Raw genomic sequence first — 19,197 nt, 5'->3', positions numbered from 1 at the left:
AGATGCCCGATGGACCAAAGGGACCAAAGGGACCAACAGACCTGCAACATCCCATACGACCCACAAGACCCATACGTCCCATTTCTCCTGACCTGAAACAGCAGTCGCAACCAAGGAGTCCCCCCATGCACACTTATCAGGGCCTATTCTGGGAACACTGGAATCAGAGCCGCCTCTGGATTATCGGTGCGGCATCGTTTCTGTTGCTGATGACGTTGAGCGTGTGGCTGAACCACGACTGGATCATGCGGGAGTTCCGCAATGACCCCTTCGAGCTGGACAAGTTCGCGTGGGTCGTGGGTTTCACGGCGGTGGGGTTGATGTTTGTAAATTACCGCGTGCGCGAGGTGAATCTTTATTTTCCCCGCCGCCAGTTTACGCTGCCCTGTCGCACGATGCCCATCGTGCTGAGCCACCTGATCTTCAAGACGCTGGCGGCGGCGGCGCTGGGCCTGCTGATCGGCCTGTACCACCGGGTGTTGCTGGAGGAACACTTCTCGTTCCTCCCGGTCTACCTGTTTGCGGCGCTGGTCGCTGTGGCGCAGGCCCTGGGTATCCTGGCCGCCTTCGCGGGCCCCTGGATGGCGTTGGGCGCGGGGGCCTTCGCGGGGCTTTCCGCCTTCGCATTCTATTTCGCGGTTGAAAATACCGGGCCGATGACTGACCCGGAAGCGGTGCGATGGACCTCAGGCGGCATGTTCGCGCTGGGTTGGGCGGCCTCGCTAACGCTCGCTCCGCTGGCGCGGCGCGGAGCGGGCTTTTCCCGCGGGCAGGGGCGCGACAGGGCCACGGCGAAGGCGCGCGCCGATTCGTGGATGCCCGTATCGATCGTGTGGGAGTTTCGCAGCCCATCCTGGGCCCACGCCTGGCACGAATGGCGCCGCGTGGTCTGCTGGGTGCCCCGTGTCGCGGCGCCGGCGTCCATCTTGAGTGTCGTAATGCTCTTAAGCGGCGAAGGCGAGTTCTCGTTGATGGTACTTGTCTCCCTTGTGGCGGTTCCGGCGGTTATGTGCAGCTACTTCCTTTTCCGCCTGACGCCGGCCGAATCCCGCTTCCTTCTCGCACGGCCTAGCGCGTTCCAGGCCCTGGTGGATGGCAAGTTGTTGGCAGCGCTGTCCGGAGCCGCCGCAACCGTCGCGCTGGCCGTGGTGGTATTGGAAGTCGCGGCGATCGGCCTCCGGGGCCACGGCGGCAGCGTCGCAATCAACTGGCACACGGATTTCTGGGTTCTGTACCCCATAGCGGCGGTAGCCCTTTGGATAGCCCTGACCTGTGCGCCCGTGTTCGTCGCCGGGATGGGCCTCTGGTTTGGTTTCGGAATTCTAGTCATCGCGCCAATCGCGGGGCTTGCCTCCCTCTCTCTTCCGCTGGCCTGGGCCTATGGCCTGCTGGCCGCCGCAGTCGGGGTCGTCGGCCTCCGCCGTCTGCAACGTCATGGCGTGCCCGTTCCCTGGGAGTTTGGACTGGTCATCCTGGTCTTTCTGCCCAGCTCGCTCGCCTGGTGGATCAACGGCGATGAACTGCGGTTCGTGGGCGAGTACATTTCTTTCCAGCTTCAGATTGCCTTTCTCGTGCCGCTCCTGCTCCTCTGGGCGGGCCTGATCTTTGCGTGGCGCATTGGCGTGGTGACTGGGCGACGTGTAGCGGGTGTAGCGCTGACCCATTTCCTGACCTGTGTGCTCGTGGCCGCTGGCCTTAGTGTGGAGGGCGGCACACCGGAAGTATTCTGGTGGATCGCGGCCTGCTTCGCGCCTTTGGTCTGGGTGCCGCTGGCGCTTCGGATGCAGCAATATCGTTAGGTCTGTGGCCCGGAATGACGGGGTGAGGGCTCTATTATTTTGCGGGAATACGGGCAGTTCGACCGATCCCGGTGCTAATGCGTCGATTTTCCTGCCTCCAAACTACGAAAAACAATTATTACGCCCGCCAAATGAAACTTTTCTGTTGAAAAATGTATAGATCGTGTATACTTCTCTTGGTGCGGCTTGGGTGATTCGACCTGGGTCGCAGTTCGGTCGGGGTCTTCAAAGTTTAATTGAATAAGAGAAGCCGAAACGCGTCTATGAAGCTGCAGGCGTTGTGTGCCGGTGCTCGAAGTCCTCGCCGCTGGGGGAGAGGAATCGGGTACCCGCCCAAAACAGAACGGCGCGGCTGATAATCCTGTTCGCGGCAGGAGCGAGGAAAGAAACATGTGGAAACAAGCAAGAGAGTCGGGCTTAAGCCTGGCGGAGTTACTGGTGGTCCTGGCCATCACGGTGGTCCTGGCGGCCATTTTGTTGCCGGCCATAAACACGCCCAATCATGGGCGGGAAAAGACCGACGGCAGCTTGGCGCCCTACGTCATTGCGGCGGATGACCCGATGAACATTGAAGCCGGGATCCGGCGGGAACGCCCCATGCGGCGTGATCGCGATGTGCCGGCGGTGGACGACAGCGCCGAGCAGGAAGCCCCGGAGGTTCCCGCGGCGGCAGCGCAGGCCGCGCAAACGCTTGAACTTGAGGGCGCACAGAAGATTAAGACCACCGATATCGGCTATTAGTTGCCCCTAGGGGCTCCGGGCAAGTTGTGTTTGTATTGTTGTCGGTTCAACGGGCAGTGTTGGCGCCGCGCCTGCTGCCCGTTTTTATTTGCCGGAACGGTTTATCCGTTTCTCGGAGATTTAACGTGTTTAAGCATCAAGTGGCATGGACCTGCATTACGGCGGTGGCCCCACTAATCGCCGGATGCGCCACGGAGCCCATCCCAATCCCGCTGGCGCGCCCGTCGCAGCAACCGGTGGATACGTTGACCGGTGTAACGTGGTACCTCCTGTCGTACGGTCCGGTGGCGGCGCCCACCGCACTGATTCCGGGAACGGAGGCCGATCTCCTGCTGGATCCCAGCACCCTCCAGTTCTCCGGGCTTGCGGGCTGCAACCGCTTCAGCGGCAGCTATGCCCTTTCCGAAGAGAAGATTACCCTCGGCCGGATCGCGATGACGAAGCGCCTGTGCACCTCTCCAGAGGGACTCGCGGCTCAGGAGAATGCGGTGGCGCAGGCCCTCGCCGGCGCCCGCACCTATGGGTTTGAAAACGGCGACTTGATCCTGCGCTACGGCAAGGATGAGGCCTTGCGTTTCTCGAAGCGGGCGCCGGAAGATAAGGATGCCCCATCCCTCGCCCAGCTTCGCCTGCACCTGGGCCAGTACCCCCGGGATACCGGCCTATGGAACCATCCCCTTCTGGCGCAGCGCCTCCATGTATTGCTGGGGGACAAACTCCAGACTTTCAAAGAGAACATGCGGGTACAGGGGCCCTTGACCGAGGAAAACGGCCTGCTCTATATCACGGGGAACAAACCCCATCAGGGCGGCGTGGACATGGCGGTCTTTCTGGCGGATCCCGCGAACGACAAGCTCCAAGTGTGGCTGTCCACCAACGGCGCGCAGGAGACCTTGTCTGAAGCCGATCCCCCCCTCGCCGATCCGCCTTCCGTGGCCACGTTTAAGGCCAATGCGGCTCCCAAGCCGTGAGCGAATCCCCCTCGGCGGCTCCCCTCCGGGTGCTCTATGATGACAACTGTGGTCTCTGCCGCCGCCTCGCCGAATATGGCCGCACGCGGTCCGAGGGCAGGCTGGAATTCATCCCGTGGACGGACTACGCGGCGACGGAGGAGGCCGCCCTGTTCTTCTCCGAGGAAGAGCGCCATGGGCCCCCGGCGCGGCTGCGCACCTTTCACGAGGGGGAGCTTCGTGAGGATCAGGAAGCCTGGGCGGCCATTCTGGCTACCTATCCACCCTTCGAGAAGTTTGGCTGGATCGTGGAGCGCCTCGGACTGATGGGGGCCGTGGCCCAGGCGACCTACCATGGCGCCCAGTGGCTGCGGAACCGTTGCGGGGGTTGCCCCTGAAGGGTAGGGGGCCGCACATCGGGCCAATTGCTCACGTCCGGGGCACGTCGCTACACCCTTTACGGGCTATTGCATTTTTAGCTCTTTCCGCTTGCGCCCCCGTCGCACCTTGGTGCATACTGTAATCCGTACTCAAAGCAGGGATTGCGGAGTGAAGAGATGCAGTTGAGAACATCACGGTTTGGGGATATTGACGTGCCGGACGGATCCGTCATCACGTTTACCCAGCCCATCATCGGATTTCAGGAGTACCGCCGCTTCGTGCTGTTGCCGGGACCGGCCGAAAGCGCCGTAACGTGGCTTCAGTCCACGGAATCCGGAGAGCTCGCCTTTCTCCTGATGAATCCCAGAGATGTCGTGCCCGATTACAAGGTCCAACTGGGGCAGCACGAGCTCTCCGAGTTGGCGGTGGCCGCCGTGGCCGATCTCGAAATCTACACCATCCTCGTCGTCTCCGAAGATGTGTCCAAAGTCCGCACCAACCTGAAGGCGCCCATTCTGGTCAACCCCCGGCAGCGTCTGGGCAAGCAGACCGTCCTGGAAAAAAGCGACTATCCCATACAGTTCTTCCTGGCCAAAGCGCGGGAAGCGGCGGCCCGGCCGGAGGAGGTTCGCCATGCTCGTGCTGACGCGTAAGGAAAACGAGAGCATTATGATTGGGAACGAGATTGAGGTGAAAGTCCTCGATCTCAAGGACAATCAGGTCAAGATCGGCATCGTGGCCCCGCGCAGCGTAACCGTGCACCGGCGCGAAGTCTACCTTGCCATTCAGGCGGAAAACGCCCAGGCGGCGACGGCCGCCCCGCTGGACGGTATTTCCAACCTCATCCCCCGCTAGGAAGGGTTCGACACATGGACGTGATCGTAGACGGAGCCAGCAACTACAACCTGCAGGGCACGCCGGAGGATGTATTCGGCGCGGTGGGCGCCGTCGCCGATTTCCTGCGCGGCCAGGGGCGCTCGGTCCTTTCCGTCCGAGTGGACGGGGCGGAGATATCCCCCGACAACATGGCCGAGCGGCTGAAGGGCAAGGCCCTGGCGGACGTGGGCCGGCTGGAGATCGGATCGGAGTTGACCTCTTCCCTGGTGGAAGCGTGCCTCTCGGGACTTCAGGAGTTTCTGCCGGAACTTCCCCAGGTATGCCGTAATCTCGCGGAAGTCTTTCAGGGGGAAAAGCCCGAGGAAGGTTTTGACCCCTTCGTGGAACTGGCGGAGATCTGGGGCCACATCAAGTCGCGCGAATCCCTTGTGGCCAATGCGCTGGAGCTGGAATTGGGCGGGCTTGAAGTGGACGGCAAAACGGTGCAGTCCATCCACGCCGAATTGAACCAGTTCCTCGAAGAAGCCGAGCAGGCCCTGAAAGACGGCGATATTATTCTGCTGGCCGACCTCCTGGAGTATGAGCTGGCGCCCCGCGCCGAGCTGGAAGTTTCCATCGTCTCCCTGTTGCAGGCACATATCCCCGCCAGCGCCGAGTAGCAATGGCCACGCCGCGCATCCTGACCTTTAACTTTCACGAGCCCTACCTGTGCCTCATGGCGGAGACGGGCCTGCCCATCGACTTGGGCGTCTATGAACACGGCCCCCTGGCACGCGCCTGGCACGCCCAGTTTCGACCGGCCCCCACCAATCTCACCTTTATCCGGGAGGCGGCCTGGCGCGAGCGGCTGGAATCGGGCTACTACGATGTGGTCATTGCCCAGAACGAAAGCAATGCCATGGAGGTGGCCCGGGCCGAAGCCGCCCGTCTCCTGATCTGCCACAACCGCCGCACCTTCCTGAAGACCACGATCACGGGCGGCGAAGAGGCCCAGGCGGCCTATGCGGAGGTGGTAGACACGCTGGCGGAGCGCTTCGAGTTTGTTTTCATCTCCGAATCCAAGAAGGCGGACTACGGCCTGCCGGGCCGCGTGATCCCGCCCGGCTTCGATGTGGAGGCCTGGGGCGGTTATACGGGCGAGACCCCCTGCGCGATCCGCGTGGGCAACACCATGCGCCAGCGCGATCTCATGTTCGATGTGGATTTCCAGGAGGCCTGCTGTGCCGGTCTCCCGAACCGCGTCGTGGGCATGAACCCCCTGATCCCCGGCAGCGAACCGAGCAGCTCGTTTGAGGACCTCCTCCGAATTTACCGGACCAATCGTTGCCTCCTCCATGTATCACGCGAGGCCTACGAGGACGGCTACAACCTCGCCATGCTGGAAGCCATGGCCTGCGGGATGCCCGTAGTATCTCTGGCCAACCCGACCTCCCCCCTCACCAACGGCGTGGACGGCTTCACCGCCTACGACAGCGCGGAACTTCATGGGCGTATCGAAGCCCTGCTGGCAGACCGGGATCTGGCGCGGAAAATCGGCGCGAAAGGGCGCGAGTGCATCGCGCGGACCTTTCCGCTGGAAGCCTTCCGCGAGCGCTGGCGCGAGGCGATTTTTGAGGCCGCCGATCGCCATGCGTCCACGCGGCGCGCGGGCCGGAGCGCCACGACGCGGCAGGGCCTTTCGACACTGGTTACCTTCGCCTCCACCCCCCACACCACGGGACGCTATGTGCGCGATGCGCTCCGAAAATCGAATACGGTGGTGACGGCGGGCGCTCAAGTACCGGACAGCGTGGTACTCGGCTGGGGCTTTGACCCGCCCGTACCCGATTATGCGCGACACGATGTGGTGACGTCCCCCGAACCTGCGCTGCCCGAACTGATGCGGGCCCTGCCGGCTGGATTCTCGCCGGAGCTTCTGGTGTGGGTGGATTCCGGCCAGCCGATGCTGCCGTCGGCGTATCGCGACCTCGACGCGGTGAAGGCGGCGTGGTTCATCGACACGCACATTTCGACCGCGCACCGAATTGAAATCGCGCGGCACTTCGACCTGGTATACCTCGCGCAGAAAGCCCAGATCGAGGAATTCCGCGCTGCGGGTATTCCCCGGGTGGCCTGGCTTCCCCTGGGCTGTTCGCCGTCGCTGCACGATGTGCCCCCGCGCCCGCGGAATCTGGACATTGCCTTTGTTGGCAGCCTGACCAGTGCGAGCGGCGAGAAGCGCCAGCACTTCATCGAAGCGGTGCGTGCCGCCTTTCCCAACCACTTCATCGGCCACGCCTGGCCCCATGAAATGGCGGAACACTACGCGAACGCGAAGATTGTGGTGAACATGTGCCTCAACGAGGACGTGAACATGCGGGTCTTCGAAGCCCTGGCCTCCGGCGCGCTCCTGATCACGGACCCCGCCATCGGGTTGGAAGATTTGTTCACGGATGGCAGGGAACTTGTCATTTACAGGACCGTGGACGAGGCCCTGGCGCTGATACGAAAGTATCTCGCCGATGACGCGGCGCGGGAGCGGATCGCCGCGACGGGACAGGCCACGGCGTTGAAGTACCACAGCTATGAGGTCCGCGCCGAGAAAATCCTGGCAGAAGCCCGCCAGATCGCGGCGTCTCGCCCGAAACCGCTGCTGCACCACGACCCGAAAACCGCCGAAGCCTACTACGAACATCCCCGCCGGGAACTGCTGCCCGCCATTCCGTTGTCGGCGAAACGCGTGCTGGATGTGGGCTGCGGCGCGGGCGCCCTGGGCCGCGTGCTCAAGGAAGAGCGCAACGTGGAGGAGGTCTGCGGGATCGAGTTCATCGAAGAAGCCTACCAGCGCGCGCGGACGGTGCTGGATCGCGTGCTCCACGGCAATATCGAGGAAATGGCGCTGCCCTGGGAAGATGACTATTTCGACTGCATCGTCTGCGCCGACGTACTGGAGCATCTGGTCGATCCATCGGCGGTGATGGCGAAGCTGAGCCGCGTCCTGGCGCCCCGGGGCGTCATCGTGATTTCCGTGCCCAACATTCGCTTTCACGAAGTCATCCATATGCTTTCCCACGGGGCCTGGACCTATTACGAGCAGGGCATCATGGACGCCACGCACTTGCGCTTCTTCACGCGGAGCGGCCTGCGCACGATGGTCGAGAACGGCGGTATGGAGGCGGTGGAGATTATCCCGCTGAACCAGCGCCCACCCTCCTTTCTTCCGAAAAACGAAGACGGCTCCATCACGCTGGGGCTGGTTACGATGGAGGCGGTGGATGACGAGGCTTATGGCGAGTTCCTGACCTATCAGTGGCTGGGTATCGCCTGCAAGCCGGGGATTGATCGGCTGGAGTTTGCGCGCAAGGCTCTCGAGTCGGGCGAGTACGAAGCGGCGGTGGCCCACGCGCTGGATGCCGTGGGTGTGTCCGACGTGGACCGCTACGGGATCGTGGCCAAGGGCATGGCGCGGCTGGGTCACTTGCAAAAAGCCGCCGAAACCTATCGCAAGCTCCTGGAGACGAACCTTTCCCCCACCCTGGAAGGCGAATACGGGATTCTCCTGCTGGCCATGAACAAAGCCGCCGAGGCGCGGCCCCTGCTGGAGCACGCCCTGTCGCATCAGCCCGATTTTGATCGGGCCGATGGGGCCCTGGGCCTTATCGAGTACCAGGCCGGCAATCACGAGGCCGCATTCCCGCGGCTTCAACGGGCGCTCGACGCGAATTTCGCCAACCGCGCCCTGTTGGAATCGTTTGTAGACGTGGCCAAGCGGGTGAATCGCCTGGAAGATGCGCTGCCCACGATGACGGCCTACCTGGAGTTTTATCCCGGCAATCTGGACCTCAAAGTGACCCATGCCCGGGTCCTGTGCGAGCTGAACGATTTCGACGGTGCCCGTGAACTGGTGGAGCTGGTGTTGCTCTTTGACCCGGAACACGCGGGCGCGAAACTGCTGGCGGAGGCAATGGCAATGCGGGAAGAAGGCGAACCAGACGAATAGACACCGGCAAGAAAAGCAAATTGCGAGAAAATTGAACCACGAAGAACACGAAGCGCACGAAGTGATTATAAAGAAAGGGCGCGGCGAGCTTTTCCTGAACGCCTCACACTTTTCGCCATTGCCCAATAGATCTGAAGTATTCGCGCACCGCTGAGCAAAGGCGCACCCCAATGCAAAATGATTTTTGAACTACCCAAGTGCCCGCATACCGAGAACGATTTCCCTTCGTGAACTTCGTGTCCTTCGTGGTGAAACTCTTTTCTTCAACGTTGTAGACCCCATGACTGAACCCTATCTCAGATCGCCCGAAGCATGGCGCGCGGCCCTCGCCGACCACGCGGTTTCCCCCGATCGCGTGGTGGAGGCCGGGCGCACTGGTTCGCCCACCCTGCGCGCGGGCGGCATCCAGATGCACAGCCGCTACAATCCCGAAGAGGAGGCGCGGCGCCTGGTGGAGTCGGCGGATATCCCGGCGGGCAGCCCGGTGCTTGTACTCGGCTGCGGCCTGGGCTACCACGTGCTGGAACTCGTGGCCCGGGGCCACGAGGTAATCGTCATCGAGCCCGAGCGGGACATTGTGAAACTCGCCGTGGATGGCCCCCTGGCGCAGGCATCCTGCCTCATCGGCGCGGGGTCCCCACACGAGGCGGATTTTCCATCGGCGCTGGCGGACTTCATGGCGGGCAAGCCCCACGTGATGGTACATCCGCCCACGGCCCAACTGCACCGCGAAGAAGTCGACGCGGCGCTGGGGAGTCTTTACGTCGGGGCACTCGCGGACAAGCATCTGAATATTGCCGTGGTCGGCCCCATGTATGGCGGGTCTCTCCCCATCGCGGGCTACCTGACCCGGGCCTTCGAAGGGCTGGGCCATCACGTGCGCCTGATCGATCACGAGTCCGCCTGGCCGTTGTATGAGAAACTTCAGGCCACGGTGACCGGCGCCACACCCCAGGGCCAGCTTACAGGGATGTACACCAATTTCCTTTCGGAATGGACCTATGCCCAGGTGGCCGAGTTCAATCCTGAAATCTGTATCGTGCTTGCCCAGGCGCCCGTGGCCCCGAACTTCGCCGAGCGGCTCCGAAAGAACGGAATCGTAACCGCCTACTGGTATGTGGAGAACTGGCGTCACCTGCCCTACTGGCGGGACATCGCCCGCCACTATGATTTCTTCTTCCACATTCAGCCGGGCGAATTTGAGGCAAAGCTCGACGAGGCCGGCTGCCGCCATCACGCCTATGTGCAGACGGCCTGCGATCCGGCGTTGCACCGGGGGGTGACGCTGAGCGATGAGGACCGTAAACATTACGGCTGCGACCTGAGTTTTGCGGGTGCGGGCTATTACAACCGCGTGGAGCTGTTCAAAGGCCTGAGCGATTATAACTTCAAGATCTGGGGCGTGAACTGGACGGATCGCTATGTGGCCCAGCGCCTGGTGGACGGAGAAAGCCGCTTCGATTCAGAGACCTTCATGAAGATCGTGGCGGCGAGCGCCATCAATCTCAACCTCCACTCGAGCAGCAGCAAACCGGGCGTGGATCCCGATTGCGATGCCATCAATCCGCGGGTCTTTGAGATTGCGGCCGCCGGGGGATTCCAGCTCTGCGACCCCTGCATCGGCCTGGAAACGCTCTTTGACTTCGAGACGGAGTTGCCGGTCTACCGCGACCTGAAAGAGTTGCGGGAGCGCATCAGTTATTTCCTCGCCCATCCCGACCAGCGAAAAGCCTGTGCTGAGGCGGCGCAACGCCGGGTTCTTGCCGAACATACCTACGAGCATCGCGCGGCGGCCATGCTGCGCCACATCTACCGGGCCCACGGCGCCGCCATGCTGGAGCGGGGCATCCGGGCGCGCCACACTATCGGCGAGATCAAGACACGGCTGGACAAGTCCGACGCGCTGCGCCGCTGGCTGGAGCACTTCCCGGAAGAGACACCGTTCACCTATGACGCTCTCACGCAGCTCTCGCTGCAAAAAGGCCAGGGCCACCTCTATCCCGAGCAGGTCATCGCCTACATGCGGCAGGTGAAGCAGGACGCGGATGCGGTCCTGAAGCTGGTGCGCTGATGCGGATCCTTATTGTACAGACCACACGACTGGGCGATGTGCTTCAAACGACGCCCCTGATACACATGGTGCGCCGGAAGCATCCCGACGCCCACATCACGCTGCTGGTGCGTCAGATGGGCCGGGCGATTGCGGATCGCAATCACGACATCAACGACGTGATGATCTACGATGAGGACGAGCTGTACCGGAGGCTCGTAGCGGATGATTCGAACAAGTTGCTGGAGGCCTACCAGCTTACCGACAAGCGCATTCAGGCCATCAAGGCGTGCAACTTTGACATCGCCTACAATGTGACCCACAGCGTCAGTTCCGCCATGCTGATCAAGATCGCCGAGATTCCCGAAGTCTACGGCGCGCACCTGGGCGACGACTGGCAGTTTATCCTCCGGGGCCGGTGGACGACCTATTTCTTCACCAGCGTATTCAGCCGCGAATACAACGATCTGAATCTCTGCGATATCACGCGCAACATCGTGGAAGATGCGCCTCCCTCGCGAGAACTTCACTTTAATCTCCACGACGAGGACCACCAATTTGCCGAGGCGCTGCTCGCAGAGCACGGCGTGAAGGGCGACGACTACGTGGCCTGTTTCCAGCTTGGCGCCAGCGAAGAGGGCAAGCGCTGGGCCATCGAGAATTTCGCTTCTCTAGGGCGTCTGCTTGTCGAGCGGCACCAGGCGAAGGTATTTCTTCTCGGCGTGCAGTCCGAGCAGCCCCTGGGCGATCGCTTTGAGTCCTTCGCCCCCGGCCTGGCCACCCACCTCTTCGGGAAGACCTCCGTGGCGCAGGTGGCCGCCCTGCTCAAGCGCGCCACGATTCTGGTTACCAACGACACGGGCACAATGCACATCGCCGCGTCGGTGGGCTGCCCGATTACCCTGGTCTCCGTCGGCAACGTCCATTACCGTGAAACCGGCCCCTATGGCGAGGGCCATTGCGCCATCGAGGCGCGCCGCACCAATCTCGGCCGCTCGGACTATGTGCCCTCAGGCAAAGAGGAGCGCGAGTTGATCAAGGCGAATCAGGTCCTCGCCGCCATCGACTACGCGCGCCATCACGGGCAGGATCGCCCTCTGCCCCCGATTGCGGACGAGGGAGCGCTGGACAATGTCGACCTTTACATTACGCGCTTCGCACCCGACGGATTTCTAGAGTATTACCCGGTTATTCAGCGCGCCATGGACGAGCGGGATTTCATGCGGATTGCCTACCGCGCCATGTGGGTTGCCCATCTTTCCCGCACGGGCACGCCCGAGGGCGAATTGGAAAGTCTCGACCAGATGCTCCGCCACTACGGCGGTCCGGATCCGGAGATCGTGTCGACCTGGGCGGAAGAGACCGCGAAGCATTTCGAGGGACTCGCGGCCATCTCGGTCCGGGGCGAGTCTGTCACTTCGCGATTGCTGGAGGCGCTCAAGCGGGACCGCTTCGATGAGGCCCGGACGCTGGTGGCCCAGTTGATGGCGCTGGACGAAGAGGCGCGGGTCTTCAGCGAGGTGAATCCGCCGTGTCGTCCCCTAATCCTGATGGCCCGATTCGAACGCGACAACCTCGACGGCGCTGACCCCAAACTGCTGGCGAAGACCACCCTGGAGATCTATCGTGCCTGCCGGGATCGGGCCACCCTCATGGTGGAGAAACTGCGGCTGACGGCCGCGCGGTGGGCCGAAAGAACGTAGTCCTTTCTCCGCCGAGTGACGTCCGTAGACATGCCTCCCGCTCACCCCACCAGCTCCCCCAGCTTTTTCGGCGCGACGCATCGATACGAACACGTGAGCGCATCCTGGAGCAGGCCCGTCTTCACATTTTTCAACAACACCACGGTCCAGCCCTGTTGTCCCCACTTATTCGCCACCGGGTAGATGGCGCCGCCGCTCGCATCGGAGAAAACCGCCTGCTCCAGGGGAGGCAACTTCAACACTACTTCCGCCTTTTCCGGCGACATGGTGGCGAAGATTTTCTTCCGCACGCGGAAGGAGGTCTTCTCAAAGTGGGGTTCCTCTGAGGCTTCCGGAAAGGCCAGGGCGCGCTTGCGGAATTGTTCAAGCGTCATCGTGACCGCACTCCATCCGCGCCGCTGACTTTTTCGTCTTCCGCGTCCAGCATGGGCCGCAGGTACTGGCCCATGAATTCCTGGATGCCGCTGAGGTTGAGATGATCGAGATTGTAGTACCGCTCGGGGGACTTAATGACGTTCGACCAGTCGCTCAGCGTGATGTCTCCCCGATCGCGCAGCGTCTCCAGCCAGGCCATCATGGCGGCGTGACCGGTTTCCGGGCCGAGCATGGTGGGCGGCACGGCGACATTCAAATGAGCGCCGCGCGCCTTGCACAGTGCCACGATATTGAGAAATTCGGACTGATATCGTTTGAAGACGTCGTCACGCAATCCATCGGGATACAAAGTGCCCATGCGCTTCGTGATCCGCTCCGGTGTGACCAGTTCAGGCGGGTAACCCTTTACATGGTGGATGAGCAACTCGGGTTTCTGAAGGAGCCATCGGCCGCTGAACTTTGAGCGGATATAGGAGACAAGCTGCTGGTAGTTGTAGAGGTTTCGGAGCATCTTCGCCAGGAAGTGGAAACGGAAGGGCTCCATTTCCACGAAGCTGTGCTGCTCGTTGGAGCCGATGTTGAAAAACACGAAGGGGTCGAGCAGATAGACGACGCGGTCGGTCGTGTTGCCCTGATCGAAATAGGTCTCCAGATAGAAGCGCGCCGGGACGATGCCGCCCCCCTGGGCGATGGCCATGTTGAACACGGTGCGGCCCAGTTCCCGCTCCGTGGCCTCCTGATGTTCCTTGAAGCGGGCACAGACGTAGGCGTGTGAGGTGCCAAGCATGACCACGTCCCGGTGCTCGTTCCGGGGCATGACCAGCAGGATGGAGTCCGTCTCCCAGCGGGCAAGGTCGAGGGTGGACTCGTGAATTTTCAACACGACGACAGCGAGCACCGCGTTCAGTAGCGCAAAGAGCACACAGCGCCAGACGAGTCGTGGCAGGCCCTTAGTCATTATACCGGCCTCGCGCGCGCTCGGGCATCCTCGCCAACGTGCTCGTTGTTACCATCGTCATACATTTTCCAGTACCGCAACTCCACCGAAGGTCTTAACCACGAATCGACTAAGAGCAGCCGATGGCCGCAACCAAAAGTGTTGAACTGCAAATTTACGCAAATTCTCGCAAATTGAGTATAAAAAACGAAAGCGATTTGAACCGCGAATGAACGCGAATGGACGCGAATATTCAGTTACCCTTTACATTTGCAAATTGGTCTTCCTGCACGAATTGAACATATTCGTCTCCGTGAATTTCCGTGACCTTTCGTGGTCAATCCTCCTCTGTTTGTTACCTATGCGTGGATATCCGTGTAATCCGTGGTCGAAAATTCTTTCTTTCTTGACCACGGATTACACGGATGGGTTCGTATGGAAACAAGCACTCCAGGATGACAGGCCATTGAAAGATATGTTCCGCCTTTCTTATTCGTGTTGATTCGTGTCCATTCGTGGTTCAACGCTGCTGTACGCTCACACGCGACCGGCGTTCGCCTGGAGGTAGCGGTGCATCCCGGTTTCCGGCGCCTCTTGATTGTGCACGACCTCCAGCAGGGCTTCCAGTTGCTGGTCCAGACCGACTCCCGGTCCGGCGGGCAGCCAGTGAATACGGGGGTCGGCGTTGAACCAGGTGAGTTGTCGTTTCGCATAGCGCCGGTGATGCATCTGGCTTGCCGCGATGGCCGCGTCGAGGCTTTGCTTTCCTTCGAGGTGGGCTATGATCTCGCGGTAGCCCAGGGCCTTCAGTCGCTCCACGTGGGGCCGCTGCCCGCTGTCGAGCAGGGCCTGGACTTCGTCGACCCAGCCTTCCTCGATCATCTGGAGCACGCGCCGGTTGATCCGATCGTAAAGATCCTGACGGTCTTCATAGCGCAGGGCAAACTGAATCGCCGGGAGCGAGGCTGCGTGTTGTCGGTGTTCCCGGTGCAATTCACTGTAGGGACGGCCGGCGAGTTCATACACTTCCAGCGCGCGGACGATGCGCACCCGGTCGTTGACGCTGGTGAGGTTGGCGGCGTAGTCGGGATCGACGGCGCGGAGCCGCGCCAGGAGCACGTCGTTGCCGAGGGACTGGGCTTCCTCCTCCAGGCGCGCGCGCACCACGGGATCGCGGCCGGGGCCATCGAAGATTTCATCGAGCAAGGCGCTGACGTACATCCCCGAACCTCCAGCCGCCACGGCGGAGCGCCCCGTGGCGTGGATGCGGGCGATCTCGGTCCGGGCCATCTGCTGGTAGATCCCCGCGGCCATTTCTTCGCCTGGCTGGAGAAAAGACACGAAATGATGGGGTATCCGGGCGCGATCCGCGAGACTCGGGGCGGCCGTGCCGATTTCCATGCCGCGATAGAACTGCATGGCGTCGACGGAGATAATCTCCGTGGCCAGGTGCTCCGCCAGCGCGAAGGCCAGGGCGGACTTGCCCGAACCCGTGGGCCCAACGACGGCAATCAGGGGCGGCGGGCCGCCCGAGGTATGGCTCACTGGATTCTCCGGAAGCTTTTTTCCATCTGGTTCTGGGTAAGCTCCACGATAATGGGGCGGCCATGGGGGCAGGTGTAGGGCGGACGCAGGCGCTGGAATCCTTCCAGCAGTCCCCGGCGCTCCTGGGGTGTCAATGGATCGCCGGCGCGGACGGAGGCCTTGCAGGCCCGGGTCGCCATGCGCAGCGCATCCGCCATGACATTCTCGCTGTCGAAGAGATCCCCCTGGCCAATTTCGTCGAGCACGTGATAGACCAGATCGCGCACTTTGGCTTCTTCATAGAGGTGGCAGATGGCGGTCACCTGGAAGGTATTACCGCCGAAGGGCTCCAGCTCGATGCCAATCCGCCGGAAGATGCTCAGGTTGCTCTCCAGCAGGCGCACCTGGGCCGGAGCCACTTCGATGACAATGGGCACCAGCAACTGCTGGGATTCATAGTGGTGGTCCGCCAATTCGGCCATGAGGCTGTCGTAGTTCAGGCGCTCGTGGAGGGCATGCTGGTCGATGATGAGCAGACGCTCGTCGCCCGGCACCAGCAGATACGTATCGAAGAGCTGCATGGGCGCGTCGCCGATACTGTCCACGGGCCGGTAGACCGCCTCGGGCACAACATTCTCGGTGGCGGGCGACGCCATTTCGGGAAACTCGCCCTGCCGGGCGGCGCTCCGGGGTGTGGGCGGCGGTGGCGAGGCAAGCGTGAACTCGGCGCGGCGCGGGGCAACGGGCTGTTCCACGTCGTTCTTCTGGGCGAACGAAGGTTCAGCACGCATCTCCAGGGGCTGAGGCGTAGTAAAGGGCCGAGCGATGGGCTCTGGCCGCGCCGCCGACGCGGGCTCATAACGCCGGATCGGCGGGGCGGGAACCACGGGATCGGGGGCATGCAATTCGGGCACGGATTCCGGTTCGTCGACCGGCATGTGGGTCTCGGCTTCCACTTCGGCAAGGTGCAAAACTTCGAAGCGGGGCTGGGGCGGCTCCGGTATCGCAGAGGGCCGCTGGGCGGGCGCATGGGCCTCCGCCAGGCAATTCCGCACGATATCGCGCACGGCGTCCCGGGCGACCCGTTCATCGCGAAATCGGATCTCGCGCTTGGCCGGATGGATGTTTACGTCCACGAAGCGGGGATTCGTTTCCAGCATGAGCACGCCAACCGGGTGGCGGCCGATGGTGACCAGCCCTCGGTAACCGTCTTCGAAGCCGTACTGGAGCGACCGATTGATAACCGGGCGGTGGTTCATGAAGAAAAACTGGTGGGAGCGGGCCGAGCGGGTCAGTCCCGGCAGGCCAATGATGCCCTGCAGGCGATAACCCGCCTGCTCGCCCTGAACCTCGATCATGTCTTTGGACGTCGAAAGGCCCCAGATGATGGCCACACGCTCGCGGAGGGTGGCATGGGGCGGGATATCCAGCAGCATCTTGTCGTTGTGCAGGAACTGGAAACCGACGCCCGGACGAGCGAGCGCGTGTCGCTGGACGACGTCAATGCAGTGGCCCAGCTCGGTGGTAAGCCCCTTGAGGAACTTCGCCCGGACGGGCGTATTAAAATAGAGCCGGTTCACCGTCACCCGAGTGCCGGGCCGCGCCCCCGCCTGCTCTACCTCCCGCAGGATGCCACCGTCGATGCGGATCCGGGTACCGTTGTCGTCCTGTTCCCGCCGCGTTACCATTTCGAAGCGGGATACCGAGGCGATACTTGCCAGGGCCTCGCCCCGGAAACCCATGGTGCGGATGTCCTCCAGGTCTTCCGCCGAGCGGATCTTGCTCGTGGCATGGCGCTCGATGGAGAGGAGGGCGTTTTGCTCCGACATCCCGTGGCCGTTGTCGGTCACTTCGATAAGGCGACGCCCGGCCGCTACAACCCGCACGGTAATCCGGGTTGATCCGGCGTCCAGCGCGTTCTCCAGCAGTTCCTTCACCACCGATGCGGGACGCTCCACGACCTCACCCGCGGCGATCTTGTTCGCCACATCTTCGGCAAGCACGCGCACGGGCGCTATCTGGGTGGTGGTGGTCATCGGAGTCCTCTGGTCGAACGCTACGGCCTTGTGCCGGTTATACTAGCATGGCGACTGGGAAAAAATCGTCATTCCGATGGCGCCACCTTCCGCTTGGCGGCCACTTCGTTTTTGTGCCGGCCCCGTGCCTTCGCGCGCCTTTCCGGCAAGGTGTTCAGGCGGGCTACCGAGCAAGAGGGCGCTGCGGGGATGTCCGGGCAATTGCGACACCTCATTTGGGCCCACAGTGCGGTCATGGCGGGCCAGAACGCGCCGTTGCCCCCCAGGAAAAAGGGATGCTGCACCGGGGCGGCCCCCGAAAAGCTTGGGGTGATTGCCCGGCGAACGCAAGGCCGTTGACGGTATGGCGGTAGTGTGTCATAATCCGACGAGCAGATATTTTGTAGAACGCTACAATTTTATCTCTTTGGTCACGCCCTTTTGCTGGAGTTCTCATGTCCGACAAAGTGCCACAACCCGACGCGCTTTCCGAGCCTGTCCGAAACAGGATGGACACCCTCCACGCGCCGGCCGGGCGAGCGGACCCCGAAGCGTTAAGGGCACTGGCCAGCGCGGCACTGGCCGATCCCATAGTTCAGGTGGTCCTGGAAGCGGTGAACGGGTACCTTCTCATCCTGGATCAGCACCGGCAGATCATCGCCGCGAATGATACGCTGCTCCACGCCCTCGGCCTCCGCAGTCCGGAGGAGATGCTTGGGCTCCGGCCCGGCGAATTGCTCCATTGCGAAAACGCCCACCTTGGGCCCGGTGGATGCGGCACATCCCGCAAGTGCGGCAAGTGCGGCGCGGTACTTACGATTCTCTCATGCCAGAACAGCGGCGAACCTGCCGAAGGTGAATGTTCCCTGACCATGGAAAACGATGGTGAGCTGAAGGCCGCCGATTTTCACGTGCGCTGCACGCCAATTACCCTCGCGGGCGAGCCGGTTATGGCGTTTGTGCTCCAGGACATCAGCTCGGAAAAGCGGCGGGATGTGCTGGAAAAGGTGTTCATGCATGATCTGCGGAATGTGCTCCAGGGACTGATGGGTTTCAGCGAGCTGATGGATACGGGAGACGCCTCCTTCGCTTCGCACATGATCCTGGCGCTTTCCAACCAGTTGAACGAGGAAGTGGAAGGCCAGGAATGCCTCATGAAAGCGGAACGGGGCGAGCTGGATGTGAACTATGCCTCCGTGGACGCGGGTGCGATTCTGGAGCAGGTCCGCGAAGTATTCGAGCATCACCCCTCATCCCGGGGCAAGTTCCTTCGCGTGCTGTGCCTATCCAGCGAGACGCGGCTGGAGAGCGATGCCCGCCTTCTGCGCCGGGTACTGATCAACATGACGAAGAACGCGTTCGAGGCGGTGGCGAAGGGCGAGACGGTGAAGCTCCGCTTTGAACAGATGGACGGGACGTCGATCTTCTCCGTGTGGAATCCAGGTTATATCCCGGAGTCCGTGGCGGCGCAGATATTCCAGCGCTCCTTTACCACCAAAGGTGAGCAGGGACGGGGGATCGGCACCTACAGCATGCGGCTGCTGGGCAACCAGTACCTTGGTGGGCATGTCTACTTCACCACCTCCGAGGCGGAAGGGACGGAATTCTCTATCCGGATCCCCCGAACGCTGAACCCGTCCGCCAACGGGCGATAGCGCCTTTCCCCGCCCCGAGCACATGGCCTCTCCTTCCCGCTCAGCTCCATTGTTTGGGTTGCATTAGACTCGCCGGTAGGTTCGCGGCACGTTGTCGCGGGCAAAATCGTGTCAAATGGGCCGAAGATCCCGCGCCGGTGCCGTGTGTCCACCGTTTCGCGCAACGGGTTTCACGTGGTAGTGGCGGCAACCCTTACGGGCCTGATATTATCTATATGCAGGAAGTAACCGGGGGCATGAGGCGCTGAGAG

The 19,197-nt window shown here is 62.1% G+C and carries 15 protein-coding genes; 11 read left to right on the top strand and 4 right to left on the bottom strand.

The features are described from left to right. Positions 1 to 125 precede the first annotated feature (125 nt). From JNK74_02010 to JNK74_01965, 10 genes are all read left to right on the top strand, one after another. A complete protein-coding gene (locus tag JNK74_02010) occupies positions 126 to 1,799 on the top strand; it encodes a hypothetical protein (protein ID MBL7644941.1) in 1,674 nt (557 codons plus the stop codon). Between the two features lie 390 nt (positions 1,800 to 2,189). Continuing rightward, positions 2,190 to 2,540: a type II secretion system protein gene (locus tag JNK74_02005; protein ID MBL7644940.1), complete on the top strand. Its 351-nt coding sequence runs from the start codon at positions 2,190 to 2,192 to the stop codon at positions 2,538 to 2,540. Positions 2,541 to 2,665: 125 nt separating this feature from the next. Further along, entirely contained in the window at positions 2,666 to 3,511 is an 846-nt protein-coding gene (locus JNK74_02000) for an META domain-containing protein (protein MBL7644939.1), read from the top strand. After that, positions 3,508 to 3,888 (top strand): DUF393 domain-containing protein, encoded by a 381-nt coding sequence (locus JNK74_01995; GenBank protein ID MBL7644938.1) that lies wholly within the window; start codon positions 3,508 to 3,510, stop codon positions 3,886 to 3,888. The genes JNK74_02000 and JNK74_01995 overlap by 4 nt, the downstream gene beginning before the upstream one ends. Positions 3,889 to 4,047: 159 nt before the next feature. Further along, positions 4,048 to 4,524 (top strand): flagellar assembly protein FliW, encoded by a 477-nt coding sequence (locus JNK74_01990; GenBank protein MBL7644937.1) that lies wholly within the window; start codon positions 4,048 to 4,050, stop codon positions 4,522 to 4,524. Then, positions 4,505 to 4,726, top strand: a complete 222-nt coding sequence (gene csrA, locus JNK74_01985) for a carbon storage regulator CsrA (protein ID MBL7644936.1) — start codon at positions 4,505 to 4,507, stop codon at positions 4,724 to 4,726. Before JNK74_01990 ends, csrA begins: the two co-directional genes overlap by 20 nt. A gap of 14 nt (positions 4,727 to 4,740) precedes the next feature. Further along, positions 4,741 to 5,367, top strand: a complete 627-nt coding sequence (locus JNK74_01980; protein MBL7644935.1) for a hypothetical protein — start codon at positions 4,741 to 4,743, stop codon at positions 5,365 to 5,367. 2 nt (positions 5,368 to 5,369) lie between these two features. After that, positions 5,370 to 8,687: a glycosyltransferase gene (locus JNK74_01975; protein ID MBL7644934.1), complete on the top strand. Its 3,318-nt coding sequence runs from the start codon at positions 5,370 to 5,372 to the stop codon at positions 8,685 to 8,687. A gap of 280 nt (positions 8,688 to 8,967) precedes the next feature. Next, positions 8,968 to 10,758, top strand: coding sequence for a glycosyltransferase (locus tag JNK74_01970; GenBank protein ID MBL7644933.1), 1,791 nt, complete (start codon positions 8,968 to 8,970; stop codon positions 10,756 to 10,758). Further along, positions 10,758 to 12,440, top strand: coding sequence for a glycosyltransferase family 9 protein (locus JNK74_01965; protein ID MBL7644932.1), 1,683 nt, complete (start codon positions 10,758 to 10,760; stop codon positions 12,438 to 12,440). The genes JNK74_01970 and JNK74_01965 overlap by 1 nt, the downstream gene beginning before the upstream one ends. Positions 12,441 to 12,481: 41 nt before the next feature. Here JNK74_01965 and JNK74_01960 read toward each other — a convergent pair whose 3' ends face one another. The 4 genes from JNK74_01960 to mutL all read right to left on the bottom strand — a co-directional run bounded on the left by JNK74_01960 (position 12,482) and on the right by mutL (position 17,312). After that, the gene (locus tag JNK74_01960; GenBank protein MBL7644931.1) at positions 12,482 to 12,814 is read right to left on the bottom strand and encodes an MmcQ/YjbR family DNA-binding protein; all 333 of its coding nucleotides are present in this window, start codon (positions 12,812 to 12,814) and stop codon (positions 12,482 to 12,484) included. Further along, positions 12,811 to 13,773, bottom strand: coding sequence for a hypothetical protein (locus JNK74_01955; protein MBL7644930.1), 963 nt, complete (start codon positions 13,771 to 13,773; stop codon positions 12,811 to 12,813). Before JNK74_01955 ends, JNK74_01960 begins: the two co-directional genes overlap by 4 nt. A gap of 516 nt (positions 13,774 to 14,289) precedes the next feature. Further along, positions 14,290 to 15,297, bottom strand: a complete 1,008-nt coding sequence (miaA, locus tag JNK74_01950; GenBank protein MBL7644929.1) for a tRNA (adenosine(37)-N6)-dimethylallyltransferase MiaA — start codon at positions 15,295 to 15,297, stop codon at positions 14,290 to 14,292. Next, positions 15,294 to 17,312, bottom strand: coding sequence for a DNA mismatch repair endonuclease MutL (mutL, locus tag JNK74_01945; protein ID MBL7644928.1), 2,019 nt, complete (start codon positions 17,310 to 17,312; stop codon positions 15,294 to 15,296). The genes miaA and mutL overlap by 4 nt, the downstream gene beginning before the upstream one ends. Before the next feature lie 434 nt (positions 17,313 to 17,746). On the opposite strand from mutL, the gene JNK74_01940 reads away from it, so the two are divergent. Then, complete coding sequence (locus tag JNK74_01940) at positions 17,747 to 18,946, top strand: GHKL domain-containing protein (protein ID MBL7644927.1); 1,200 nt, start codon at positions 17,747 to 17,749, stop codon at positions 18,944 to 18,946. The last annotated feature ends 251 nt before the right edge of the window (positions 18,947 to 19,197 follow it).

It is taken from the genome of Candidatus Hydrogenedentota bacterium, from assembly GCA_016791475.1.
Classification (GTDB): Bacteria; Hydrogenedentota; Hydrogenedentia; order Hydrogenedentales; family JAEUWI01; genus JAEUWI01.
Note: the sequence above shows the minus strand (reverse complement) of the source record. Positions and strands in the feature narration are given on the sequence as shown.